This is a genomic window from Sphaerisporangium sp. NPDC005288 (genome assembly GCF_040607475.1).
Classification (GTDB): Bacteria; Actinomycetota; Actinomycetes; order Streptosporangiales; family Streptosporangiaceae; genus Sphaerisporangium; species Sphaerisporangium rhizosphaerae.
Map to the genome: position 1 here is coordinate 114,728 of NZ_JBEXGT010000004.1, position 24,648 is coordinate 139,375.

General features: G+C 71.6%; 19 protein-coding genes. 8 read left to right on the forward strand and 11 right to left on the reverse strand.

What is annotated here, in order from left to right; all coding sequences use genetic code 11:
• Nucleotide 1: 1 nt before the first annotated feature.
• The gene (locus ABZU32_RS05655; protein WP_354917594.1) at nt 2–421 is read right to left on the reverse strand and encodes a PIN domain nuclease; all 420 of its coding nucleotides are present in this window, start codon (nt 419–421) and stop codon (nt 2–4) included.
• A gap of 584 nt (nt 422–1,005) precedes the next feature.
• On the opposite strand from ABZU32_RS05655, the gene ABZU32_RS05660 reads away from it, so the two are divergent.
• Together ABZU32_RS05660 and ABZU32_RS05665 are read left to right on the forward strand one after the other, a co-directional pair.
• A complete protein-coding gene (locus tag ABZU32_RS05660; RefSeq protein WP_354917597.1) occupies nt 1,006–1,836 on the forward strand; it encodes a helix-turn-helix transcriptional regulator in 831 nt (276 codons plus the stop codon).
• On the forward strand, nt 1,827–2,027 hold the full coding sequence (locus ABZU32_RS05665; protein ID WP_354917600.1) for a DUF397 domain-containing protein: 201 nt from the start codon (nt 1,827–1,829) through the stop codon (nt 2,025–2,027). The genes ABZU32_RS05660 and ABZU32_RS05665 overlap by 10 nt, the downstream gene beginning before the upstream one ends.
• Before the next feature lie 102 nt (nt 2,028–2,129).
• Here ABZU32_RS05665 and ABZU32_RS05670 read toward each other — a convergent pair whose 3' ends face one another.
• Nucleotides 2,130–4,190, reverse strand: coding sequence for a protein kinase (locus ABZU32_RS05670; protein ID WP_354917603.1), 2,061 nt, complete (start codon nt 4,188–4,190; stop codon nt 2,130–2,132).
• 5 nt (nt 4,191–4,195) lie between these two features.
• Complete coding sequence (locus ABZU32_RS05675) at nt 4,196–6,256, reverse strand: protein kinase (protein WP_354917606.1); 2,061 nt, start codon at nt 6,254–6,256, stop codon at nt 4,196–4,198.
• A 301-nt stretch (nt 6,257–6,557) separates the two neighbouring features.
• On the opposite strand from ABZU32_RS05675, the gene ABZU32_RS05680 reads away from it, so the two are divergent.
• Nucleotides 6,558–6,806 carry a hypothetical protein gene (locus tag ABZU32_RS05680; RefSeq protein WP_354849931.1) on the forward strand — a complete coding sequence of 83 codons (249 nt, stop codon included), beginning with the start codon at nt 6,558–6,560 and terminating at the stop codon, nt 6,804–6,806.
• A 51-nt stretch (nt 6,807–6,857) separates the two neighbouring features.
• Here ABZU32_RS05680 and ABZU32_RS05685 read toward each other — a convergent pair whose 3' ends face one another.
• From ABZU32_RS05685 to ABZU32_RS05705, 5 genes are all read right to left on the reverse strand, one after another.
• Nucleotides 6,858–8,486: an alkaline phosphatase family protein gene (locus ABZU32_RS05685; RefSeq protein ID WP_354917609.1), complete on the reverse strand. Its 1,629-nt coding sequence runs from the start codon at nt 8,484–8,486 to the stop codon at nt 6,858–6,860.
• Between the two features lie 10 nt (nt 8,487–8,496).
• Nucleotides 8,497–9,402, reverse strand: a complete 906-nt coding sequence (locus ABZU32_RS05690; RefSeq protein WP_354849937.1) for a carbohydrate ABC transporter permease — start codon at nt 9,400–9,402, stop codon at nt 8,497–8,499.
• Nucleotides 9,399–10,454, reverse strand: coding sequence for an ABC transporter permease subunit (locus ABZU32_RS05695; protein WP_354917612.1), 1,056 nt, complete (start codon nt 10,452–10,454; stop codon nt 9,399–9,401). The genes ABZU32_RS05690 and ABZU32_RS05695 overlap by 4 nt, the downstream gene beginning before the upstream one ends.
• A gap of 84 nt (nt 10,455–10,538) precedes the next feature.
• Entirely contained in the window at nt 10,539–10,931 is a 393-nt protein-coding gene (locus ABZU32_RS05700) for a hypothetical protein (protein WP_354917615.1), read from the reverse strand.
• 45 nt (nt 10,932–10,976) lie between these two features.
• Nucleotides 10,977–12,251 carry an extracellular solute-binding protein gene (locus ABZU32_RS05705; protein ID WP_354917618.1) on the reverse strand — a complete coding sequence of 425 codons (1,275 nt, stop codon included), beginning with the start codon at nt 12,249–12,251 and terminating at the stop codon, nt 10,977–10,979.
• Nucleotides 12,252–12,567: 316 nt separating this feature from the next.
• On the opposite strand from ABZU32_RS05705, the gene ABZU32_RS05710 reads away from it, so the two are divergent.
• The 3 genes from ABZU32_RS05710 to ABZU32_RS05720 all read left to right on the forward strand — a co-directional run bounded on the left by ABZU32_RS05710 (nt 12,568) and on the right by ABZU32_RS05720 (nt 17,886).
• Nucleotides 12,568–13,779 (forward strand): ROK family transcriptional regulator, encoded by a 1,212-nt coding sequence (locus ABZU32_RS05710; protein WP_354849946.1) that lies wholly within the window; start codon nt 12,568–12,570, stop codon nt 13,777–13,779.
• A gap of 217 nt (nt 13,780–13,996) precedes the next feature.
• Nucleotides 13,997–16,834: a glycoside hydrolase family 3 C-terminal domain-containing protein gene (locus ABZU32_RS05715; RefSeq protein WP_354917621.1), complete on the forward strand. Its 2,838-nt coding sequence runs from the start codon at nt 13,997–13,999 to the stop codon at nt 16,832–16,834.
• Nucleotides 16,831–17,886 (forward strand): LacI family DNA-binding transcriptional regulator, encoded by a 1,056-nt coding sequence (locus ABZU32_RS05720; protein ID WP_354917624.1) that lies wholly within the window; start codon nt 16,831–16,833, stop codon nt 17,884–17,886. Before ABZU32_RS05715 ends, ABZU32_RS05720 begins: the two co-directional genes overlap by 4 nt.
• A gap of 99 nt (nt 17,887–17,985) precedes the next feature.
• On the opposite strand, the gene ABZU32_RS05725 is transcribed toward ABZU32_RS05720, so the two are convergent.
• From ABZU32_RS05725 to ABZU32_RS05735, 3 genes are all read right to left on the reverse strand, one after another.
• Complete coding sequence (locus tag ABZU32_RS05725; RefSeq protein WP_354917627.1) at nt 17,986–19,158, reverse strand: low temperature requirement protein A; 1,173 nt, start codon at nt 19,156–19,158, stop codon at nt 17,986–17,988.
• A gap of 84 nt (nt 19,159–19,242) precedes the next feature.
• Nucleotides 19,243–20,073 (reverse strand): DoxX family protein, encoded by an 831-nt coding sequence (locus ABZU32_RS05730; protein ID WP_354917630.1) that lies wholly within the window; start codon nt 20,071–20,073, stop codon nt 19,243–19,245.
• 174 nt (nt 20,074–20,247) lie between these two features.
• Entirely contained in the window at nt 20,248–21,759 is a 1,512-nt protein-coding gene (locus ABZU32_RS05735) for an MFS transporter (RefSeq protein ID WP_354917633.1), read from the reverse strand.
• Between the two features lie 401 nt (nt 21,760–22,160).
• On the opposite strand from ABZU32_RS05735, the gene ABZU32_RS05740 reads away from it, so the two are divergent.
• Entirely contained in the window at nt 22,161–24,023 is a 1,863-nt protein-coding gene (locus ABZU32_RS05740) for a hypothetical protein (protein WP_354917636.1), read from the forward strand.
• A 190-nt stretch (nt 24,024–24,213) separates the two neighbouring features.
• Nucleotides 24,214–24,648: a CBS domain-containing protein gene (locus ABZU32_RS05745; protein ID WP_354917638.1), complete on the forward strand. Its 435-nt coding sequence runs from the start codon at nt 24,214–24,216 to the stop codon at nt 24,646–24,648.

Below are 24,648 nucleotides of genomic sequence, written 5' to 3' on the forward strand. Positions count from 1 at the left end.
GTCAGTTCAAGGATCCAGGAGGGGCCAGCCATTCCACTGGTTGTCCGGTGACCTTGGCGATGGTCTCGTAGTCACGGTCGTAGTGCAGGATGGTCAGACCATTGAGCTCCCCGGTCGCCGCCACCAGCAGATCAACAGGGCTGGCACACCGATGCTGGCCCTGCTTCGTCAGCAGTTCCTGGATCTCGACCGCTCGTTGGAAGACGCGGTCCGGCATAGGGACCCAGCAGTATTCATTGTGCAGCCTGTTGAGCACCGATGTTCGTTCGATGGGGGATCTGGCACTATGCAGCAGTTCCAGTTCGGTGATGGGGCACAGGCCGATCGTGCCCCTTATCAGCGCCTGCTGCCAGTTCGCTCGTAGTTCCTTCTGTCGCGTCAGTCGGGCGAGTGCGCTCGTATCGATCAGATACCGGGGCATGACCGCCTCGGTAGTTCCTCTTGTCCATCAACCAGTCCAGGTCGAGCGCACCTGATTCCGCGAGATCCACGAAGTCCTCGAAGATGTCCGCCCGTCGGCGCCAGGCTGATGTCGTCTCCAAGAGGATGGCGTTGATCGCTTCTTCCCGGCTTGACGCCTGATACATCTCCATGGCGGCGGCAAGCGTCGCGTCGTCCACGTCGATCGTTATCTTCGCCATCGTGCACCTCCGAGTGTGAGGGCGTCGCTTGGAGTGTACCTGAGCGGTACGCGTCCACCCGGTCACTATGCGTAGTAAGCATCACGGCACGGAAGGTAGCGGACCCACGGGCTCATGGAGAGCAGTTCACGGAAACTGTGGGCAACGGTGATCGCCGACGCCTGCGCGCTTGCTCGGTCCGCCCCTACGTGGGATGACGCATCGCGATATCGGTGACTTTCCGTATGCGTCCACGGAGTCGCTATTTCTCGCCCCAAGCTTGGAGCGCTGCCTTTACTGTTGGTAGCGAATCGACTACGCAACGGCTTCAGGGTTGCTCTGAGGTCGGTGAGTCAGGTCTGGCCAGGTGTCGCGAGGGGACCTCATGACCAAGATGATCGACATCGATCCCGAGGAGTCGCCTCGGGCGCGGTTCGCCTTCGAGCTGCGCCGCCACCGGCTGGCGGCGCGGCTCACCCAGAAGCAGCTGGCACGGCGCATCGGCTTCTCCACCAGCGCCGTCGCCATGGTCGAGACGTGCAAGTTCCGGCCCTCGGAGCACTTCGCCCGGCTGTGCGACCAGGTCTTCGGCCTGGAGGGTGATCTGGGCCGCCTCTACCTGGAGGTCTGGCCGCCCCCGCCTCCCGTCCCCGCCCACTTCCGCGACTGGGCGATAGAGGAGCAGAGGGCCACCGCACTCCGCTTCTGGGCCCCGCTTCTGATCCCGGGCATGCTGCAGACCGAGGCGTTCGCCCGCCGAATCTTCGAGCGGGAGCCCGGTCTGACCCGTGAGCAGATGGACGAGCGGCTCGCCGGCCGCATGCAGAGAAGGTCGGTCTTCTCGCGCACCGATCCGCCGGCTGTCATGTGTCTGATCGACGAGGGCGTTCTGCATCGTCCCGTCGGCGGCGCTGAGGTGATGCGTGAACAACTCGAACACCTGCTGGAGATGGCGACCAGGCCCAAGGTGACCATTCAGATCGTCCCCTACGGCGCGGAGGCCCTGTCGGGCCTGATCGGCGCGTACGCCATTGCCGAAATGCGCGGTAACGCGTATACGGTTCGAGTGGAGTCCCAACCGCGAGGGCGCACGATAACCGACAGAAGCACAATCACCGAAATCATCGACCGCTATGACGCCGTCCGGGCGGACGCCTACCCGCAACACCTGTCCTGCAAGATCATCAAGGAAGTGGTGACGGAGAAATGGACCTGAGCGGTGCGCGCTGGCGTAAGTCGAGCTGGTCGGGTGGGGACGGCGGCGAGTGCGTCGAGGTGGCGACGAATCTCCCCGGGGCGGTCCTTGTGCGGGACTCCAAGAACGTGCGCGGGCCCGTTGTCGTGTGTGCGGACGACCAGTGGGCGGCGTTCCTCCAAGGCGTCAAGGCGGGCCGGTTCGCTGTCTGACGACACATGAAGTGACCGAGCCCCCGGCGCGTGTGTTCGGGGGCTCCTGAGTGGTGAGATGCCGGGAACTCCGGCGCACGGCCCGGTGTGGTGCCCGCCCGGCTAGCGTCTGGTGAAGCGGTGGACGGAGGTGCCGGGTTTGCCGTTGTCCTCGGAGGCCGGGATGTCGGCGAGCACGCGGGCGGTCCTGCCCTTCAGGTCGGCGACGATGATCTGCTGGGGGTTCTTCGAGGTGTCCTGGTACATCACGTAGGCGTCGTTGAACCACCCGATGGTGAGGAACGACTTCCCCACGGAGAACGAGGAGCGGCGGCGGCCCGTGGCGGTGTCCCAGACGCACATGCTGCCGTAGACGTCGGGGCAGGTGGTGACGAATGACTTGCCGGCGGGGGAGATGGCGTTCTCCGTGGCGTAGGCCTCGCCCACGTCCGGGATGGTGCGGACGGTTTTGCCGCGCAGGTCGTAGAAGCGCAGGCCTGCGCTCGGGCCCCGCCCGTAGCGCAGTGCGACGGTCCTCTCGCCCTGGGCCCACATGACCGGCGCCCCGTCCGCGCCCTCCGCGTCGAGAGTGGCCGGTGTCACCGCGGTCGTGGCGACGTCCACGACGGCGAACCCGACCGGCTTCCTGACCCCGGACGAATTGTCGTAGGTGGTCAGCAGCAGCCTGCGGCTGTCGGAGGACCACTGGGGGTTGTAGTTCTGCAGCCGCTTGTCGGTCAGCCGGACGACGAACTCCCGCCCGCTCGCCCGCTCCACCAGCCGGACGAAGTCGTACGGCTGCGGTGTCTGGTCCTTCAGCCAGGGCAGCATGGCCGTCCACCTGCCGTCGGGCGACATCGCGGGTTCGAGCAGAGGGCCGGTGGCCGTGAAGCGGCCCGAGACGGGATCGCGTTCGTAGCTCTGCGTCGACTGACCCCCGACGTACATGAAGGAGGACATCCGGACCGGGTCGGCGGGGTTCTCGTGCAGCGTGGTCTTCAGACCGGGCAGCCGCGTGGTCGAGGTGGCCGGGCCCGGTGCGGCGGTGACCTCCGCGACGGCTTTGACCGAGCCGGCGGACGGGCTCGCCGGGCCGCCTCCTTCCGCGTCGCCGGTCCGGCCGAGCAGGTACACGACGCCCCCCGACAGCAGCGCCAGCGCCACCGCGCCCGCCGCGAGCCGGACGACCCCCCGGCGCCCGGCGGAGGCCGCGCCCGGCACGGTGACGATCTCGCCGGGAGAGACCGGGGCCGGCGTCTCGACGGGAGGGGATGGGGCGGAGGTCTCGCCGGGAGGGGACGGGGGCGGCGTCGCGCCGGCGGCGACGGCGGAGCCGGCGGAGAGCAGGTCGGTCCCGGCGGGCCGTTCCTGGGCGCCGAGCAGCCGCAGCAGCGCGTCACGGGCGGCCGGGCGGCGGGCCGGGTCCTTGGACAGGCAGTCGGCGATCAGGTCGCCCAGGTCGCCCCGGAGGTCGCCGAGGTCGGGTTCGCGGTGCAGGATGCGGTTCACGACCGCCGGCAGCGAGTCCATCCCGAACGGGGGACGCCCGGTGGCCGCGAACACCATCGTCGAGCCCCACGCGAACAGGTCCGCGGGCGGCTCGACGAGCCCGCCTTCCAGTTGCTCGGGGGCCATGTACGGCGGCGTGCCGATCGCGCCGGAGCCGGTCGCCGAGGTGTCCAGCACGCGGGCGATGCCGAAGTCGATCACCCGCGGACCGTCGCGGCCCAGCAGCACGTTGCTCGGCTTGAAGTCGCGGTGCACCACCCCGGCCCGGTGGATCGCGGAGAGCGCGGTCAGGGTGCCGACGGCCAGCCGGTGAAGGCGGGTGGTGCGCAGCGGGCCCTCGGCGTCGACGACCTGCTGGAGGGTGGGGCCCTCGATGTACTCGCTGACGATGTACGGGCGGCCGTCGGCGGTGCCGCTCTCCACGACCTGGGCCGTGCAGAACGGGGCCACCCGGCGCAGGATCTCGGTCTCGCGCAGGAACCGGTCCGGTGAACCCGGCCCCGCGGTGTCCTGCCCCGCCGGGCCGGGCCGCAGCACCTTGATCGCCACGGACTCGCCGGCGGGGGTTCTGGCGAGGAACACCGAGCCCTGGCCGCCCTCGCCGATGCGGCCGGTGACCTCGTAGTCGCCGACGCGGACCGGATCGCCGGGGCGCAGGGGGACCGTGGAGCTCATGTCCGCTACTTCCGGCCGAGGCGGAGCTGGACCGCCTCGGCGTCCTTTTTCGGTATGTCGGCCAGCGTGCGGGTGGTCTTGCCGTGGAAGTCGATGACGACGAGCTTCCTGTCTGCCTTGCGCTGGTCGTACAGGACCAGGTGGTGCTCGTCCCACCAGCCCTGGATGGACATCTTCGTCCAGGCCGGGATGGTGGCCGTGCGGTTGCCGGAGGCCAGGTTCCACACGCAGATGCTCGTGCCCTCGGTCGACTCCGACTCCGGGCAGTAGCTGTAGAAGGAGGCTCCGGAGGGGGAGAAGAGCCCCGCCCCGGGGATCTGGCTCACCCACGGCAGGGTGCGCACGACGTCGCCGTTCAGGTCGCGGAAGCGCAGTCCGAACCTCGGCTTGCCCTTGGTCTCGTAGGCGCCGACGACGTACGCGCCGTCCGGGCTCCAGTCGAAGTTGCCGAACCCGTCCCGTTGGTCGTCGGTCATCACGACGGTGGCCTTGCGGGTGGTCACGTCCACCACGACGAAGCCACCGGGGTACTGCTGCTCCTTCTTGTCGGTGAAGTGGTAGAAGGTCAGCAGGTAGCGCTTGCCGTCCCTGCTCCACACGCCGGCCAGCCCGCGCAGCGGCTGCTTGAGGGTGTCGACGACGAATCTCTCGCCGGTCCTGCGGTTGAGGAAGACGACGTTGTCGTAGTTCCCGGCCGCGAACTTCAGCATCGGGTTGATCGCGATCCAGGCGCCGTCCGGCGAGATGGTCGGATCGCCGAACTCGCCGTTCTCGGCGATCTTGCGAAAGGTGTCGGTGCCGGCGTCGCGGGCGTAGCTCCTCAGCACTTTGTCGTCGATGTTCTGGAGAAGGTAGGCGTTGACCTGGAACGGGTCCGCCGGGTTCTCGTGCAGCTCGATCTTGGTGTCCGGGAGGGTCACGTCCTTGGTCGGCGGGCCCGGCGGGCTGGGCGAGGCCTGGATGACCGAGGCGGACGGCGCCGGCACGGGCGTCGGGGTGGCGCGCGCGACGGTGGTGACGGTCGTGCGGGGAACCAGCGCGTAGACCGCGCCGCCCGAGATGAGGGCGATGGCGACGGCGCCCGCGGCGAGCAGCAGGGTGCGGCGCCGGCGAGCACCCCTTCCTGGAGGAGGGAGCGTCACGCGGGACGCCGGGTCGGGGGGCGGCGCCGAACGCAGGTCGCCCGGGGGCCACGCCGGCGTCGCGTCCGCCGCGTGCGGGGAGGGCGCGCCGGGCGCCGCGGCGATCGATTCCGCCGTGGCGAGGATCTGCGAGTGGCCGACCAGGCGGAGGAGGGCCTCGCCGGAGGTGGGGCGGCGGACGGGATCCTTGGACAGGCACTGGCCCACCAGGCTGAGCAGGTCGCCGTCCAGGACGCTGAGGTCGGGCTCGTCCCGCAGGACCTTGTTGATCGTGGCGGACATGCTGCCGGCGTCGAACGGGTCGCGCCCGGAGGCGGCGAAGAGCATGGTGGCGGCCCAGGCGAACATGTCGGACGCGGCGCCGACGGCCGAGCCCTCCAGCTGTTCGGGGGTGAGGTAGGCCGGGCTGCCGACCGAGCGCGTCGTGCTGGAGACCCCGGCGTCCAGGGCCTCGGCGATGCCGAAGTCGATCACCCGGGGGCCGTCCGGGCCGAGCAGGACGCTGCTGGGGTCGAACTCGCGATGGGCGATGCCGGCCTGGTGGATGGCGACGAGCGCGGTCATGGTGCCGATGGCCAGCCGGTGCAGCGCCGGGCCGCGCAGCGGGCCGTCCTGCTCGACGGCCCGCCTGAGGGTGGGCCCGTCGATGTACTCGCTGACCACGTACGGCCGCTCGCCCGCCAGGCCGGTCTCGATGACCTGGGCCGTGCAGAAGGCCGACACCTGCCGCAGTTCCTCGACCTTCGCGAGGAACCGGTCGGCGCCGGTCAGGCCGGCGTGCAGCAGCTTGAGCGCGACGTGCTCGTCATCCGGCCCCTTCGCCAGGTAGACCGTGCTCTTGCTCCCCTCGCCGAGCCGGCCGAGGACCTGGTAGCCGCCTAAATCGGGTGGATCATCCGTGAGGAGGGGCGAAGCCTCCGGCATGTCGGGATTCTCCTTAGGGAAAGTCCGTCGGTAGATCGTCAATTATGCGGATGAAAAGCGATGGCGGGGGAGTGCTCATCACTTTTGCCGGACTTTGACGAGCTTCTCACGCTTAGGTGTCGGGCGGGAGCGCCTGGCTGCGACGGGGAGCGGGCGGGCGGCGAGGCCCGATGTGGCACGCCGTCCGGGCCGGTGCCGGGCTTTCCGGAGTGCATCAAAGGTGTGTACGGAATCGACCGGCTTAGCGGGTTGGGCGTTCTTTCTGGGTACTTCGGGATAAAGTCGACTCGAAAGGAAGATCATGGCTAGATGCGAAGTATGCGGTAATGATTATGAGATGAGCTTCGAAGTGCATGCCAAGGGCGGCGTGCACACCTATGACTGCTTCGAGTGCGCCATCCAGGGCATGGCGCCCGTGTGCGAGCACTGCGGGTGCCGCATCATCGGCCACGGTGTCGAGGCCAGCGGCCACTGGTACTGCTGCGCCCACTGCGCCCGCGAGAAGGGCATCTCCGAGCTGGTCGACCACGTCGGGGCCGTCTCCCGTTGACCACCGGCCCGTGGCCCGGCCCCCTGTGTCACCAGAGGGCCGGCGCCGAGGTCACAGCGAGCCGGCGGCGCGCAGGGCGCCCGTCAGGTCGTTGACCTTGGTGTCACGGACGCCGACCGGGGCCAGCTTCAGCCCTCGCTCGATCGTGGCGATGATGGAAGTGGTGTCGTACACCGTGTGGTCCACGCCCGAGTGCCGCAGCGACCCGCCGACGATCAGGGCGGGGATGCGGGTGCCGGGCCCGAACCGGTCGGAGGCGCCGCGGGTGCGGCCGTCCCTGCCGGGCGGCGCGACGTGGTCCCACTGGCCGCCGAACTCGTCGTAGGTGACGACCACCAGGGTGTCCTTGGCCTGCGGCCCGCTCTGGACGGTCTTGAGCAGGTCCACCAGGTGGTCGCTGCCGTTCGGCTCGCTGGCGTAGCCCGGGTGCTCGTTCTCCGCGCCGTACGGCTTGACGAAGCTGACCGCCGGGAGCGTCCCCTCCTCGGCCGCCTCGACGAACGCCGTCTCGTCCTTCAGGTGCGCGCGGCCGGGCTGCCCGGGCGCGTACGCCGCGAAGTAGTTGAACGGCTGGTGGTGGTACTGGAACAGCGGGCCCGGGTGCCCGGCCTCCGCGTCGTCCCAGCCGCCGGAGTACCAGGCCCAGCTGACGCCCTTGCCGCTGAGCCGGTCGCCGATGTTGGGGTACTCGGCGTCGTCGATGAGCGGAAGCCGCGCCCCGCCGCCGTGCGGCGCGCTCGCCGGCTGGATGGTGTTGACCGCGTATTCGCCGCAGGCGAACGCCGGGTTGGCCGTGGGCCCGCACGCCTGTGTGAGCTGGGCGTCCTTGACCGCCGTCGCCGGCTTGTACAGCGGGTAGCCGGCGTTGGGGAACCCCGCGGCGTCGAGCACCGAGTGCAGCCCCTCGTTCGGCCCGCCCGGGCCCGCGCTGGTGTCGACGGGCGCGCGGCCGGCGATCAGCCACTGGTGGTTGAGGAACGAGCCGCCGAAGGCGCCCTGGAAGAAACGGTCGGCGATCACGTACTTGGGCGCGCCGGCCGAGTGCAGGTACTTCCAGATGGGCAGCTCACGGGTGTCGTAGACGCCCATGGTGAGGCCGATGGCGTCGCTGCCGGTCACGTAGCGGTCCTGCCGGCCGTGGTCGATCTGGTACTGCTCCTGGTAGAAGCGGTGCACCAGGTCGCGCGTGCAGCCTCCGGGCTCGGCGCCGTCGGCGTCCTCCGGCACGCCGTTGGGGGCCGACACGCCCGGCGCAGGGCAGGTCCTGTCCTCGGGCCCGATGTAGTCGTCGATGGTGAACGGCCGGTTCGCGAAGTGGCTGGCCGCCACGCCGTGCGCGGCGTCCTGGCAGGTGCCCTCCAGGGGAGGGGTGGCGAGGTTGACGTCGTTCTGGGCCAGGCAGCGGTAGGGAGTGCCGTCCTGGGCGACCTGCCTGACCCGGACGGCGTCCCGGCCGAGGCCGTCCACGCGCTGCCCGCCGACCGGGCCCCAGTCGCCGTACAGGTTGTCGAAGCTGTGGTTCTCCTCGTAGATGACGACCAGGTGGCGGTAACCGCCGATCACATGCGGCTCCGGGCGGCCGTGGCCGCCGTCGGCCACGGCCGCGCAGGCCGGCAGCGACAGGGCGCCCAGCAACCCGCAGGCGGCGACGGCCGTCAGAGGTCTTCTTCTCGCTCGCATCCGCACATCATCACCCCTTGACCGCGCCGATGATGACTCCCTTGGTGAAATGGCGTTGCACGAACGGGTAGACGAACAGCACCGGAATCAGCGCGACCGTGACGATCGACATCTGGATGGCCAGGCTCGGCGGCAGGGGATGGCCGGCGATGGTGTCGCTGGTCTGGCCGACGATCAGCGACTGCCCCTGCAGGACGTACTGCCGCAGGACGACCTGCAGCGGCCACTTGCTCGCGTCGTTAAGGTACAGCACGGCGTTGAAGAAGGAGTTCCAGTAGCCGACCGCGTAGAACAGGCCGATGACCGCGATGACGCCCTTGGAGACGGGCAGCACGATGCGCCACAGGATGCGGAACTCGCCGGCCCCGTCCACGCGCGCGCTGTCGGTCATCTCGCCGGGGATGTTCATGAAGAACGCGCGCATCACGACCAGGTTGAACGCGCTCACGGCCCCGGGCAGGATCAGCGACCAGTAGCTGTCGATCAGCCCGAGCGAACTGACCAGCAGATAATTCGGGATCATCCCCGGTCCGAACAGGAACGTCAGCAGGATCATGAACAGCAGCGGGCGGTGGAACAGCGAGCCGGGCCGCGACAGCCCGTAGGCCGCCAGCACGGTCACCGACAGGCTGATCGCCGTGCCGACGGCGGTGACGGCCAGGCTGACCACGACGGCGCGGGTGACCACCCCGCCGGAGAACAGCTCGCCGTAGGCGGCGAACGACAGCTCGCCGGGGACCCACACCAGCCCGCCGGCCCGGGTGACGGTCTCCTGGGTGGACAGGCTGGTCAGCACCACCATGTAGACCGGGAAGACGACGCAGGCCGCGATCAGCGTGAGCGTCAGGTTCTTGGCCAGCCGTCCGGCGAGGCGCGGCGCCTCGTCCCAGGCCGGGCGCGAAGTCGTGGTCGTCATGATCGTTTGTAGATCCCCTGCTCGCCGAAACGGTGGGCCACCTTGTTGGCCACCAGGATGAGCAGCAGCCCGACCAGGCCCTTGACCAGGCCCGCCGCCGCTCCGTAGCTCCACTCGCCGGTGGTCAGCGTGCGCCAGTACACGAAGGTGTCCAAGACCTCGGCCGCCTCCCTGCCGACCGCGTCACGCTGGAGGAAGAACTGCTCGAACCCCACGTTGAGCGCCTCGCCGAGGCGCAGGATCAGCAGCAGGATGATCACCGGGCGCAGGCCGGGCAGCGTGATGTGCCACATCCGCTTCCAGCGGCTCGCGCCGTCCACCGCCGCCGCCTCGTACAGGTTCTGGTCGATGGCGGCGAGCGCGGCCAGGAAGATGATCGTTCCCCAGCCCGCGTCCTTCCAGACGGTCTCCGCGGTGACCAGCAGCAGGAAGGTGTCGGGATTGGTCATCAGTTCGACGCCCTTGTGCCCGTGGTCGCGCAGGATCTGCGAGATCAGCCCGGCCCCGCCGAACATCTGCTGGAACAGCGTCACGACCAGCACCCAGGAGAAGAAGTGCGGCATGTAGACGATGCCCTGGATGAGCAGCCGCAGGCGGGGCCGCACGACGCTGTCGAGCAGGATGGCCAGCGCGATGGGCACGGGGAAGTAGAAGACGAGCTGGAACGCGGTGATGCTCAGCGTGTTCAGCGTCGCGTCCCAGAAGCTCTGGTCGGCCAGCAGCCACTGGAAGTTGCTGAACCCGACGAACGGGCTGTCCTTGAAGCCGACGTAGGGCGAGTAGTCCTGGAAGGCGATGACGTTGCCGAGCAGCGGCACGTAGTGGAAGACCAGCAGCAGTCCGGCCGCCGGCAATGTCATCAGCAGCAGCGGCCAGTCCCGCCGGAGGCGGCTCGGCAACGGCCTGCGGGCGGGATCGGCGCCGCCGCCGCCCGGTTTCCTGCCGTTCCGGCTTGCTTTGGAGGCGGTGTTGCGGACATTGTTAGTGGTGCCGGTTCCGGCGGGTGAGGTCAGGTCACCCGCCGGGCCGGTCTCCGTGGCCTTTCTCAGCACTCCGGCCGCCTTCGCCCGCCCGGCCGGGGCCGGCCCGTTCGGACGTCGCGCACGGTCGTCGCGCTCGCCATGCTTGTCGGGCGGCTACGCACGGCCGTTGTCCCGCAGGACCTTCATGTAGAACTCGCGCGCCTCGTCCCCGCCGTCGCGCCGCCACTCGGCGACGATCTGCTTGACGTCGCTCACCGGCCGGCGCCCGCGCATGATGTCGGTGAACTTGTCCTCGGTGGGGATCTGCAGGCCCGCCATCCGGGACGGCCGCTGGTCCCGGATGCCGTCGAGCGGGGTCTTCTCGATGTACTTGAACGACGCGTTCTGCCATCCGACGCTGCCCCGGACGGCGTCGGGAAAGGCCACGTAGTCGGCGGCGATCGGCCTGCCGCCGAGGAAGACGTAGGTCGGCTGTGCCTCCTTGCGCCCGAGGTCGGTGAACTGGGGCACGCCCTTGTCGTCCCGGGTGAAGTGCTTGCCCTCCACGCCGTAGGTCGCCAGTTCGTACTCCTTGGTGCCGAACGGGGCGGCTCACCAGTTGAGGACGGACAGCAGCTCCGCGATCTTGTCCTTTCCCAGGCCCTTCTTCACGAACGTGAAGATCCCCGCCGGCTTGTTGTGGTACATGATCGGCGTGCTGCCGTCATGGGAGAACAGCGGCATCGCCTCGATGGCGAACTTCGGGTTCTTGCCGCGGTGCTGCTGCAGCAGTTCGTGCCAGGCGCCCAGGCCGTCGCGGTAGATGACGATCTGGCCGGAGGCGAACAGGTCCTTCTCGTTGGCGCCGCGGTTGGCGCTGACCACGTTCGGGTGGATGAGCTCCTCCTGGAAGAGCTTGCGCATGAAGGCGACGCACGCCTCCCACTCGGGCGTCTCGTACTTGTAGACGAGCTTGCCGCCCTCCAGCCGCCACTCCTGTGGGACCTTGAAGACGGGCCACACCATCTCGTGGATGTCGCCGAACGCCCAGCGCTTGCCCTTGGGATCGGTGATCGCCTTGCCCAGGTCGAGCAGCTCGTCGGCGGTCGTGGGCATCTTCCAGTCGGAGTGCTGGTCGAAGATGTCCTTGCGGTAGAGCAGGGCGAGGGGGAACGGGTCGGTCGGGAAGGGCACCGCCATGAGCTTGCCGTTGAAGACCGAGAAGCCCCACGCGGGGCTGGGCAGGTTGGCCAGCATCGGGTAGGCCTTGACCTTGTCGCCCTGCAGGTAGGGGGTGAGGTCCTCGAACGCCTGGTCGACGGCCCGGTTGAAGTCGGCCATCTTCTCGATCTCCCACTGCGGGATGACCATGAGGTCGGGGATGTCGCCGCCCGCGAGCCGGGCCGTCACCTTGTCGACGTAGGTGGTCCCGTCGGCGATCTGGAAGTCGATGGTCGCGCCGATGTCGGCGTTGCACGCCTGGAAGTAGGCGTTCTCCGACAGTCCGGGCGGGGGAGGGCCCCACAGCGGCGTCATCGCCTTGTAGGAGCCGCCCTTGCCGGCCGTGCCGGGGACGGCGTCGGCCAGGGTGGCGGGGTAGTTCAGGAAGCCGCCGCCGACGTCGGGTACGCCGAGCAGGTTGGAGACGGTGCCGGGGACGTCCGGCTTCACGCCCTGGAAGGGCACGTAGGACGGGGTGAGCGACTTCAGCTTGTCGGCCGCCGCCGCGGTGGCGCCGCCGCTGCCGGGCCTGCGCCCGGAGGGGGTGGAGCAGCCGGCCACGAGGCCGCCTCCGGCGAGCGAGGCCGCGCCGAGGCCGACCAGGCCGAGGAACCCCCGGCGGCTGGGATGGGTGCCGGCGCTCGCGCCGTCAGTGGGAGATGTCATCGGAGGCTCCCTTCGCGGGGGTGTGCGGCGCTTCGTACGGGGGGTGTCAACGGCGCTCCTTCAGGTCGGGCCAGGTGTGTGAAGGGTCGAGGGTGTCGGGAGGGGCGGGCCCCGGGGTAGAGTTAGTTCGTCTGATGACCAAACAAATTAGTCCAGGGGCCCGGGCGCCACAAGGGACGGCCCGGCCGTTCCCCCGGGCCGCCGGTCACGGATTGGTGACGGCGGCCGGCGAGGGAGGGCGAGGGCGAGGTATGACCAGCGGCTCGACGATGCGGCATGATGGGCCCACCGGGGCTCAGCGGGAACGGGGCTGATTTTGATCAATACGCACACCGGGCCTCAGCCGGCGGACTTCGCCGACGTCAGGGCCACCAACCTCGCGGTCGTGCTGCGGTTCGTGCGGGAGAACGCGCCCTGCTCCCGGGCCGACATCGCGGCCTCCACCGGGCTCAACAAGGCCACGGTGTCCAGCCTGGTCGCCGACCTCATCGACCGGCGGCTGCTGCGCGAGACCGGCCTCACCGAGAACCGCGTCGGCAGGCCGGCCACCATGCTCGTGCTGGACGGCTCCCCCTACGCCGCCATCGGCATCGAGGTGAACGTCGACTACCTGACCGCCGTCGCCGTCGACCTGGCGGGCACCGAGCTGCTGTCGTGGCGCCGGTCCTTCCCCGGCGCGACCGCCACCCCGAACCAGGCGGTCGCCGCGGTCGCCGCCCTGGCCCGGCGGGTGCTCGGCCGCATGGGCAAGGAGGCCCGCCAGGTGCTCGGCCTGACGGTCGCGGTGCCGGGCCTGGTCGACGTGGGCGGCTCGGTGCGCATCGCGCCCAACCTGGGCTGGCATGACGTCGACCTGGCCGGCGACCTTGCCAAGGCCCTGCGCGACCCGGGCTTCCCCGTGCTGGTGGACAACGACGCCAACCTCGCCGCGCTCGCCGAGCACCGCTTCGGCCCGCACGGCGGGGCGGCGGATCTGGTCTACCTCACCGGCGCGGTCGGCGTGGGCGCGGGCGTCATCATGGACGGCCGGCTGCGCCGCGGCGGCCAGGGCTTCACCGGCGAGATCGGCCATATCCAGATCGACCCCTCGGGCGCCGAGTGCCGCTGCGGGCGCCGCGGCTGCCTGGAGGCCGTCGCCGGCATGACGGCCGTGCTCCAACGCACCGCCCCCGACGCCGCGCCCGCCGAGCTGGAGCCCGAGATCGAGGAGGTCGTGCGGCTCGCCCGCGGAGGCGACCCGCTCATGCTGGACACCCTGGCCACCATCGGCGGCGAGCTGGGCAAGGGCGTGGCGATCATCGCCAACGTGCTCAACCCCGAGGTGGTCGTCCTCGGCGGCTACTACATCGCCCTCGCGCCGTGGGTGCTGCCCGCCGCGCGCGAGGAGTTCGCCCGCCGCAGTTTCGCCCCGGAGGCCGGCGGCACCCGCCTGGTCGCCTCCACCCTCGGCTACGGGGCGGCGGCCCTCGGGGCGGCCGCCCGCCTGCTGGACTCGGTCGACTCCGGCCGCCTGCCCGCCCAGGGCTGACTCGCGACGGACTCTTGACGGACTCTTGACCCAAAGGCCGCGAAGCGGCACTCTTCAGGAGAACCCCGGATGTAACGCTGCTGAAATCTTCGTGCACACCGTCGAAGCGCTTCGATACGCCTGGACGTCCCGGCCGCGTCGAAGCGCTTCGACCACCAGAGACGCTCGGCGTCGAAGCGCTTCGAAACGCACCTCGGTGAGCGAAGGACGGTCCCAGATGAACGAACCGGTGTCAGGCACCTTCCGCGATCCCGCCCTGCCGGTCGAGGCGCGCGTCGCCGACCTGCTCGCCAGGCTCACGCTGGAGGAGAAGATCGGCCTGCTGCACCAGTACCAGGCGGCCGTGCCCCGGCTCGGCGTCGGGGCCTTCCGCACCGGCACCGAGGCCCTGCACGGGCTCGCCTGGCTCGGCCCGGCGACCGTCTTCCCGCAGGCGATCGGACTGGCCAGCACCTGGGACCCCGACCTGGTGCGCCAGGTGGGCGCGGCCACCGGCGAGGAGGTGGTGGCGATGCACCACAAGGACCCCGCCGGCGCGGGCCTCAACGTCTGGGCGCCCGTCGTCAACCCGCTGCGCGACCCCCGCTGGGGCCGCAACGAGGAGGGCTACTCCGAGGACCCATGGCTGACCGGCGTCATGGGGACCGCCTACTCCCGGGGCCTGCGCGGCGACCATCCGACGCTCAGGACCGCCCCCACGCTCAAGCACTTCCTGGCCTACAACAACGAGACCGACCGCTGCGTCACCTCCAGCAACCTGCCGCCCCGCGTGCTGCGCGAGTACGAGCTGCGGGCCTTCCGCCCCGCGATCGAGGCCGGCGCCGCCGTCTCGCTGATGCCCTCCTACAACCTGGTCAACGGCCGCCCGGCCATGCTCAGCCCGCTGATCAACGAGGTCGTGCGCGCCTGGACCGGCGACGACCTGCTGGTGGTCAGCGACGCCTACGCCCCCGGCAACCTCGCCGGCCTGCAGGGCTACCACGACGACCTGCCGCAGGCCTACGCGGCGGCGATCAAGGCCGGCACCGACAGCTTCACCCAGGACGACGACCGGCCCGCCGCCACGCTCGGCCACATCACCGAGGCGCTGGAGCGCGGGCTGCTCGCCGAGGACGACGTGGACACCGCCGTCCGCCGCGCGCTGGCCGTCCGCCTCCGCCTCGGCGAGTTCGACCCCGCCACCCCCTACGACGGCATCACCGAGGACATCGTCAACAGCGCCGGGCACCAGGCCCTCGCCCGGCGGGCCGCCACGCAGTCCATCGTCCTGCTGAAGAACGACGGCCTGCTGCCCCTGCGCGCCCCCGAGCGCGTCGCGGTCATCGGGCCGCTCGCCGACACGCTCATGGAGGACTGGTACAGCGGCACGCTGCCCTACGCCGTCACCGCCCGCGCCGGGCTCGCCGAACGGTGCGTCACCGCCTTCGCCGAGGGCGTCGACCGGGTCGCGCTCAACGCGGCGGGAGGCCACGTCACGGCCGCCGAGCACTTCGCCGGCGGCCCGCTCGCCGTCTCCCCGGCGGGCGAGGCCCGCGCCACCTGGTTCGACCTGTTCGACTGGGGCGGCGGCGCCTACGCGCTGCGGGCCTGCGCCAACGGCAGGTACGTGTCGGTCGGCGACGACGGCGTGCTGGTCAACGACCAGCCCGGCCCGAACGGCTGGGAGGTGCGCCAGACCTTCCGGCTGGACGAGCGTCCCCGCGGCACCGTGGCGCTGCGCCACATCTCCACCGGCCGCCACGTCGGGCTGGCGCCCGACGGAGTCCTGCGGCTCACCGACGACCCCGACACGGCCGCCGTGCTCACCCTGGAAATGGTCGAGAGCGGCGCCCAGGCCGCCGCCGAGCTGGCCGCCACCGCCGACGTCGCCGTCGTCGTGCTCGGCGACCACCCGCTGGTCAACGGCCGCGAGACCGAGGACCGCGCCGACCTCGCCCTGCCGCCCGCGCAGGAGGCGCTGCTGCGCGCCGTCCACGCCGCCAACCCCCGCACGGTGCTGGTCGTCAGCAGCGGCTGCCCCTTCGCGGTCACCTGGGCCCAGGAGAACGTGCCGGCCGTCCTGTGGTCCGCCCACGGCGGCCAGGAGTACGGCAACGCCCTGGCCGACGTGCTGTTCGGCGACGAGGACCCCGGCGGCAGGCTCACCCAGACGTGGTACAGGTCGGCCCGCGAGCTGCCCGACCTGTTCGACTACGACATCATCGCCACCGACTCGACGTACCTGTACTACCGCGGCACGCCGCTGTACCCGTTCGGCCACGGCCTCGGCTACACCCGGTTCACCTACTCCGACCTGCGCCTGTCCTCGGCCGCCCTCGCGCCGGACGACGTGCTGCACGTGCGGGTGACCGTCACCAACGTCGGTCTGCGCCCCGGCACCGAGGTCGTGCAGCTCTACACCCACCAGCGGCGCTCGCGCGCCAAGCAGCCGCTGCGCCAGCTGCGCGGCTTCGAGCGGGTGCGGCTCGCGCCCGGGGAGAGCCGCACCCTCACCCTGTCCGTCGACGTCGCCGACCTGGCGTTCTGGGACGTCACACGGGGGAGGTTCGTGGTCGAGGAGGCCCCGCACAAGGTCCAGGTGGGCGCGTCGGCGCGCGACATCCGGCTGTGCGCGCACTTCACGGTGGCCGGCGAGCGCATCCCCGCCCGCGACCCCTACACCCGCCCCCTGGACGCTGCCGACAACGACGAGTACGACGGAATCGTGCTGTGCGACGCCGCCCGCTCCGGCGGCGACGCGGTCCGGGGCACCGACCCCGGCGGGTGGATCGCCTTCCGGGAGGTCGACTTCGCCGGCGGCGCCGCCGACTGCCTGCTGGCCGTCTCCAGCACCGAGGGCGGCGTGCTGACGCTGCGGCTGGACGACCCGCTGTACGGCGAGGTCATCGGCGCGGTGTCGGTGGCGCCGTCGCGGGACAGGTACGACCTGGCCACGGTCACCTGTCCCCTCGCCGGGGCGGCGGGAGTGCACGATCTTCATGTCGTGTTCGAGAACGAGGGGGTCACGGTGAGCGAGCTCCGCTTCACCCGGCAGGCCACGGGGAGCGCTCGTTGAGAACGGTCACCATCGCCGACGTCGCCAAGCACGCCGGCGTCGCCGTGAGCACCGTCTCGTACGTGCTCAGCGGCAAGCGCGCGATCTCGGCGACGACGAGCCAGCGCGTCATGCGCAGCGTCCGCGCGCTCGGCTACCACCCGAACGCGGGCGCCAGGGCGCTGGCCAGCAAGCGGTCCAACGTCATCGCCCTGGTGCTGCCGCTGCGCGCCGGCATGCACCTGCCCGTCCTGATGCAGTTCGCCACCTCGGTCGTCACCACCGCCCGGCAGTTCGACCACGACGTGCTGCTGATGACCGCCGACGAGGGGCCCGACGGGCTGCGGCGGGTCGCCGCCAGCGCGCTGGTGGACGGCCTGGTGCTGATGGACGTGGAGATCCACGACCCCCGGGTGCCGCTGCTGCGCGAGCTGGAGGAGCCGAGCGTGCTCATCGGCTTCCCGGCCGACGCCTCCGGGCTGACCTGCGTGGACCTGGACTTCGCACAGGCGGGGGCGATCTGCGCCGAGCACCTGGCCTCCCTCGGCCACCGCGAGATCGCGCTGCTGGGCGCGCCGAACGTCGTCTACCAGCGCGGCACCGGCTACGCCGAGCGCACCATGGAGGGCTTCGCCGAGGCCGGGCGCGAGCACGGCGCGACGGCGATCGCCCGGCCGTGCGAAGAGAGCTTCGACGAGGTGTGCGCGGCCGTGAAGGCCCTGCTGGAGGAGCATCCCGGGCTCTCGGGCATCGTGGTGCACAACGAGGCCGCGGTCGGCCACGTGCTGGGCGCGCTGCGGGTGCTCGGCCGGCGGGTGCCCGAGGAGGTCTCGGTCGTCGCCATCTGCCCCGACGACGTCGCAGAACGGGCCAGCCCGCCGCTCACCTCGGTGCTCATCCCCGCGGCCGACGTCGGCCACCAGGCCGTCCGCCTGCTCATGGCCAAGCTGGAGGGCGGCGCCGTCCCCGACGCCACCCTGCTGCCGCCCCGGCTCACCATCCGCCAGAGCACGACGGCCCCCGGTCCCGTCCCGCCCCTCGCGAACTCGGCGACCGCACCGACGAAGGGCTGACCGGCGGTGCGCGCCGGCCGCGGCCCGCTCGGCGAGCACCGCGGTCCGGCGTGACGGCGGCGTCCGACCACCCCGCGCTCTGAACCGTGCCCAGGCCGCTCACCCGGTGGCGGCCTCCCGGGACGCGGCGGTGTGCTCGGCGGCCAGGGCGCAGGACAGCATGACCACCAGGGCGGTGAGCTGGGCGATGGAGGACCACAGGCCGAGCGGGATGGTGAGGGGCGCGACGGCCGCCGCCACCGTGCGCAGGGGGCGCGCGGGCAGGGCGAGCACCCGGCGGTACATCGTGTCGCCCGCCAGGTAGAGCGTCACGCCCGCCGCCAGGGCGATCGCCGGGCCGGCGTGCAGGTGGTCCAGCGGGTGGCCGATCGCGTTCTTCACCCCCGCCGCGACGCCGACGATGCCGAGCAGCATCGGGATGTGGGCGTAGAAGTAGGCGCCGAGGATGAGCCGGGTGCGGCGCACCGGCTCGGCCTGTACCAGCGCGTGCTCGGCGGCGGCGTCGTCCTCGCCGCCGAAGTAGCTCCACCACAGACACGCCGCCAGGGCCAGCCCCAGCGCGGCGGCGGCCAGCAGGGCCGGGCTCACCTCGCCGTGGGCGCCGATGCCGATGGCCACCACCGACTCGCCGAGCGCCACGATCACCAGCAGCCCGTGCCGCTCGACGATGTGCGCCGGGTGCAGCGGGAAGCCCTTCTGCCCGATGAAGTACGGGCTGCCCCACAGCAGCACCATGGCCGCCGCCCAGAGCAGGTAGACCAGGACGCCGTCGGCGAGGCCGGCCGCGAACAGCAGTGCGGTCGCCGCGAGGTTGAACGGGATGACCCGGACGAACGAGGCGGTCGCCTGGAGGTAAAGGCCCGCGTGGACCAGCACGATGATCAGGTAGCCGAGCGCGAAGGCCCACCCGCCGCCGTCGAAGGCCCGGGGGATGGCCAGTGCCATGATGAGGAATCCGGCCATGCCGAGCAGGATGAGCACCCGCCGGGCAGGGCGGGCGGGCGGCACGGTGTTGGTCAGCCAGGCGTATCCGGAGTACATCCACCAGATGACGCCGAAGACCAGCAGCACGCGCACCGCGCCCTCGACGGGACCGCCGTGCGCGGTCTGCGCGGGGGCCTGCGGGGCGAAGCCGTCGACGAGCAGCGTGGTGAGCTGCGTGACGGTGAAGACGAAGACCAGGTCGAAGAAGAGCTCCAGCGTGGAGACGCGCAGCTCCTGATGGGGGGAGGTGGGCTCGACACGTTCGGCGAACCAGCCGGGCAGGCGCATGCGCCCATCCTCGCCCCCATTCGCCCCTTATGACCGCAGAGTTCGCCCGAGGCTGATCATCCGCCCTGGAGGTTCGCGGTCACGCTAGTCGGTGTCGGAAGGGGTGGTGGTCTTCCTGCCGCCCGCGACCAGGCGGTCGGTTCTGGTGGAGGTGGACGGGGCGTCGGCGGTGATGTCCTCGGCGTCGTCGGAGGGCTTGGCCGGGCGGCGCGGCCGGGCCTTGCGGGGCGCGGTCACCTCGCCGGCGCCGCCGGCGTCGCGGGTGCCGCCGGTGTCGCCGGCGCCGGTACGGCCTTCGGGGAAGGTCACCGGGCCCTTGGCGCTCGCGTCCTTGACGGCCGGGCGCTGGACGGGGGCCTGCTTGGCGCCCCCCGCGTCGCCGCCCGTGCCGGACGCGGTGGGGGCCGGGGCGTCGCCGGAGGACGAGGCGGGGCGCGCGGTCTCGCGCCAGGAGGCGATGACGTGGTCGGCCTCGGCGTCGGCGGCCATCTCGTCGGCGGCCTCGGCCTCGCGCCTGCGGATCACGACCAGGTGGTCGACCGACAGGCGCCCGGCTCCGACGACCGCGAGGAGCACAGACGCCGAGCCGAGGGCGACGATGAGGTTGATGTCCCCGCCGGTCAGCGGCAGGCCGGTGTCCCCGCTGACCAGCACGAACACGGCCAGCGCCTCGGCGAAGAGTATGAGCCCGCAGGCCGGGACGGCCAGGCCCGCGACCAGGAGGGCTCCTCCGATGAGCTCGATGAGCATGGTGGTGGCGGCCCACAGGCCCGGCGCCGGGGCGTCCATCCGGGCGAACTGCTCACTGGTGGCGGTCAGCCCGAACTCCAGCTTGTGCCAGCCGTTGGCGAAGAAGATGCCGCCGACGCCCAGCCGGGCGGCCAGCGCGGCGAGATCCTGGAGGGTTCGTCTCACGGTAGCCATTCTCCTGGGGTCGGTCGGCGTTGCACAGACAATTGCCCTGTATCGCCCCCGACATGCGCGCCGGAGCGGCGCACGGACGGGCTGGACGGAACGCGGAAGCGGGCGCGGGACGGTGCGCAGGACGGCGGGGCCGTGGGCCGGTCGCCGGGTCGCGGGCCGGCCGGGTCAGAGGGGGATGCGTTCGCGGTCGGGGCCGGGGACCGGGGAGCGAGAGGGACGGCGGGGGAGCAGGACCAGGGCGGTGATCGCGGTGACCGCCAGCAGGGCGACGCTCACCAGGATCGTGGAGTGCAGGGCGGTGACGAAGGCCGCGCGGGCGCCGTCCATGAGCGAGTCGCCCGCGGGCCCGCCCACCTCCCGGGCGACGTGCGCGGCCGAGGCCAGCGACTCCCTGGCCTGGCCCATGGCCGCCGGCGCGACCCCCGGCACGGCGGCCACGCCGGGCGCGTACACGATGGTGGTGACGGTGCCGAGGACGGCCACCCCGAGCCCGGCGCCGAGCTCGTAGGCGGTCTCCTCGATCGCCGCCGCGCCGCCGGCGCGTGACTCCGGCGCGGACGCCATGATCGTGTCGGAGGCGGCGAGCAGCGCGACCTCCACGCCGAAGCCGATGCCGGCGAAGCACACGCAGAGCATCACCGGGTGTTGTTCGGCCCCCCAGAGGAGGGTCGGCGCCAGGGCCAGCCCGGCGAGGGCCAGGCCGCCCGTCATGGTGGCCCGCAGGCCGAACCGCTGCAGCAGGTGGGCCGCGCACAGGCCGCCCGCGATGGCGGCGATCATGAGGGGGAGCATGCGGGCCCCCGCCCGCAGCGGGCTGTCGCCGAGCACGAGCTGAAGGTATTGCGCCAGCATCAGCTGGAGCCCGACCAGGGAGAAGACGGCCAGCAGCACGCACAGGACGCCGATGGCGAAGCCGCGCTCGGAGAACAGCCCGATGTCCAGGAACGGCCGGGCCAGACGGCGCTGGCGCGCGGTGAACCAGACCAGCAGCCCGACGCCGGCGATCATGATGGCGACCGCCGGGGCCGTCCCGACCGTCCCGCCGTGCCCCAGCTCCTTCAGCCCGAAGGCGAGGAACAGCACGCCCAGTGTGGACAGCGCGGCGCTCGGCACGTCCCAGCCGTGGCCGGGGTCGCCATCGGAGCGGGGAAGCAGGCGCGCGGCCAGCGGCAGCGCCACCACCAGCAGCGGGACGTTGATCAGGAAGACCGCGCCCCACCAGAAGTGCTCGACCAGGACGCCTCCGACCAGCGGGCCGAGGGCGGCGCCCCCGGCGGCGACCGCGCTCCAGACGCCGAGGGCGACGGCCCGCTCGCGGCGGTCGGTGAACACCTGACGGATGATCGAGAGCGTGGCGGGCATGATCATCGCGCCGCCGACGCCGAGCAGCGCCCGCGACAGGATCAGGGCGAGCGGGCCGCCCGAGAAGGCGGCCGCGAGCGACGCCACGCCGAAGACGACATAACCGGCCAGCACGAACCGCCGCTTGCCGTACCTGTCGCCGAGCGTTCCGAAGGTCACCAGCAGCGGGGCGACGACCAGCGAGTACACGTCGATGATCCACAGCAGCTCGACCGCGGACGGCTCCAGGGCTGCGGTCAGGGCGGGGACGGCGATGTGCAGGACCGTGGCGTCCACGGCGATCAACAGGAGGCTGAAACAGAGCAACGCGAGCACCGACCACCGGTTCGCCTGATGGTCTATGGTCGTGCCTCTGACGCGGCTCCCTGGCCGGGTGCCCAGAACGGTCATTGATCAGCCGAAAGGTTCTCGCCCGCAGAACATGCGAGGCAGCTTAGGCCATCTCGGTTGATAGTTCAGCGGGTTGTGACAATGGCCCTGACTCACCGCGTCCTGGACCGCCGGTCGCCGAACGGGGCGCGGTGAAACGGTGGCTATCGGACTATGCCGACCTTCGCGACATTCCGCCCTGGAGGTGCCCCTGGGGTTGGTGATCAAGGTGGGGCGGCGCCGACCTCTCTAGAGAGCTATAGGTATATGTCCGGCATCTAGGCAATCGGTGATCCGCAACGGACCATGACGGCGTGGGGAACGCCAGCGAGTCAGATCCCTTACCGGTGCCATCCCCGCGAGATCGCTCCGATCCCCGCGCCTGGTGCGTCGTCGCCGTCGCCCGGCTGGCGCGCGACCTGCCCGAGGGAGCGCTGGAGGCCGCCGGCGAGGCGGTCGCGCGCGACCCCGACGGCGAGTGGGGGCATCGGCTGGTGAGTCTCGCCCATGAACGCCTCGGCCGCGACTCCGAGGCGGTCGTAGCGGCTCAGGACGCCGTCCGGCTCGCACCCGGCTCCTGGGCCGCACGGCTACGGCTCGGCTCAGTGCTGCGCAGGCTCCCCGGCCGATGGCGCGACGCCTGGAGCCAAGCCCAGCACGCCGTGCGCTTCGCTCCCGAGCAACCCGACCCGCACGTGCTGATCGGCGACCTCGCCCTGCTGCGCGGCGACCACCGGCAGGCCGCCGCGGCCTACCACGCCGCGCTGCGGAGGGAGGAGGAGCACCTCGGGGCTCGGGTCAACCTCGGGCTCGCCCACCTGCGCTGGGGCCGCCCGCGCGACCACCACGACCCGGTGTGGAGCGTCGACCCCCGCGAGACCGGCCTGGCCCGCCGTGCCCTGGAGCTGTGGGCCAGGCAGGTGCGCCTGCTCCTGGCGCTCTGCCTCGCGGCCGTCGCCGTCCTCGCCTTCTGGTACGACCTGCGCGACCAGGCGCGCATCGGCGGCGCGGCGGTGCTGCTCCTCGCGGCCGCCGTCACCGTGCGGCGGGCCCGCCAGATCACGGTGTGGCGGTACGTGCCGGGCATGCTCGCCCGCGACCTGTGGCTGTGCGTCGCGGTGTCGGTGACGGTCCTCGCGGTCGCCGCGTACGCCGCCGCGCTGCTCACCCTGCCGGCGTGGACGCTCGCCGACGAGGTCGTCCCCCTGGTCGCGGCGGCCGGCGCGCCCGAGATGGTCCGCTGGGACGACGTCGTCGGCGGCTTCTGGGCGGGATTGTTCGGGCTGGTGCTGTTCAACGGGGTGGCGGTGACCAGCCTGCGCGCGTTCGCCGAGACCTGGCAGGGCCGGCCCGTGCGGGCGCTGGCCGAGTTCACCGCCGTCCCCCCCGAGCGCGTCGGCCGGCGCGACACGGACGTGACCCTGTGGATCATCGCCGCCCGCCTGTGGTTCCTGGTGGTCCTGCTCGCCCTGCTGCCCGCGGTGGCGGCCGAGCCGCGCGCGGCGCTCGCCGGGGCCTGCGTGCCGATCGCCATGCTGTACGTGCGCCGGCGCGGCGGCCTGCGCTCGCGCCTGAGGGAGATCCTGCGCGAGGACCGGGGGCTGGCGGTGGCGCTCACGTTCCTGCTCGCGGCGTCCGCGGCCCTGGTCCTGGCGGGCGCCGTGCCGGCCCTGGGGTTGCCGCCATCGGACGGGGCGTGGGCGTGGTGGTCGGTCGCCGCGGCGCTGGTCGTGGTGGTGCTCGCGTTCGCGGCGCGGGCCGCGCGGGCGTGGTGGCGGGGGTCGGCGGGGCCGTGGCGGGCCTCGCTGATCCTGTGCGAGGGCTGCGGTCCCCGCCTGCCCGGGGACGCGGGCCCGTCGGTCGCGCTGAGCCCGGAGGTGCGGCGGGCGTTCACCTACTCCCGCGGAGTCGTGCTGTCCTACACCGACGCGGGCGGCCCCCGCACCCTCGCCGTCGGGGCGGTCACCTCGGTCACCCGGTCGGGGGAACTGCGCCTGATCGCCGCCGAGGACGCCTGGGCCGCGGCCGAGCGCGACCCGCGGGTGGCGGTCTTCGTGGCCGACCCGATCGGGCGGCGGTTCTGGACCGAGGTGCGCGGCATCGCCCTGGCCGACCCCGCCGAGAACGTGCTCCGGGTGACGCCCAAGCACGTCATGGTCGGCGAGTACCCCGGCCGCCACGAGGCCAGGCCCGCTCCCCGGCGTCCGTGAGCCCGCGGGGCGACGCCGCAGGCGCCGTGACCTCTTGGGCGTCGCCGGCGTCCGCCCGGCTCGGGGCCGTGCGGGTGTTCGCGGGGGACGAAGTTTCCGTTAAGTTACCCGTGCGCAGGGTTGGGACGGTCTCGAGATCTGGACATATACCTACTTATAGGTAGAAATCCAGCATCCTTCGGGGGTACCGATGAGCACACCGCATAGCGACAAGCGGGCTCAGGACGTCATGCACCCGGGCGCCCAGTGCGTCGGCGAGCACGACAGCCTGCGCACGGCCGCGCAGATGATGCGCGATCTCGCGGTCGGCGCGCTGCCCATCTGCGGGGAAGACGACCGGCTCAAGGGCATCATCACCGACAGGGACATCGTGGTGAAGTGCTGCGCCGAGGGCAGGGACCTCGACCGGACGACGACCGGCGAACTGGCCCACGGGCTGGTGTGGGTGTCCGCGGACAGCGACATCGAAGAAGCCCTGATGAAGATGGAGCAGCACCAGATCAAGCGCCTGCCCGTGATCGAGAACCACCGCATCGTCGGGATGATCAGCGAGGCCGACCTGGCGAAGGAACTGCCCGACAGCAAGCTCGCCGAGTTCGTGCACCGCCTCTACGCGGGAGCCTGA

Coding starts and splice junctions, on each gene's coding strand:
- ABZU32_RS05670 (WP_354917603.1), bottom strand. CDS start 4,190: ATGAGCTCCACGGTCCCCCTGCGCCCCGGCGATCCGGTCCGCGTCGGC.
- ABZU32_RS05715 (WP_354917621.1), top strand. CDS start 13,997: ATGAACGAACCGGTGTCAGGCACCTTCCGCGATCCCGCCCTGCCGGTC.
- ABZU32_RS05745 (WP_354917638.1), top strand. CDS start 24,214: ATGAGCACACCGCATAGCGACAAGCGGGCTCAGGACGTCATGCACCCG.
- ABZU32_RS05660 (WP_354917597.1), top strand. CDS start 1,006: ATGACCAAGATGATCGACATCGATCCCGAGGAGTCGCCTCGGGCGCGG.
- ABZU32_RS05725 (WP_354917627.1), bottom strand. CDS start 19,158: ATGCGCCTGCCCGGCTGGTTCGCCGAACGTGTCGAGCCCACCTCCCCC.
- ABZU32_RS05665 (WP_354917600.1), top strand. CDS start 1,827: ATGGACCTGAGCGGTGCGCGCTGGCGTAAGTCGAGCTGGTCGGGTGGG.
- ABZU32_RS05680 (WP_354849931.1), top strand. CDS start 6,558: ATGGCTAGATGCGAAGTATGCGGTAATGATTATGAGATGAGCTTCGAA.
- ABZU32_RS05655 (WP_354917594.1), bottom strand. CDS start 421: ATGCCCCGGTATCTGATCGATACGAGCGCACTCGCCCGACTGACGCGA.
- ABZU32_RS05685 (WP_354917609.1), bottom strand. CDS start 8,486: ATGCGAGCGAGAAGAAGACCTCTGACGGCCGTCGCCGCCTGCGGGTTG.
- ABZU32_RS05705 (WP_354917618.1), bottom strand. CDS start 12,251: ATGACATCTCCCACTGACGGCGCGAGCGCCGGCACCCATCCCAGCCGC.
- ABZU32_RS05675 (WP_354917606.1), bottom strand. CDS start 6,256: ATGCCGGAGGCTTCGCCCCTCCTCACGGATGATCCACCCGATTTAGGC.
- ABZU32_RS05690 (WP_354849937.1), bottom strand. CDS start 9,402: ATGACGACCACGACTTCGCGCCCGGCCTGGGACGAGGCGCCGCGCCTC.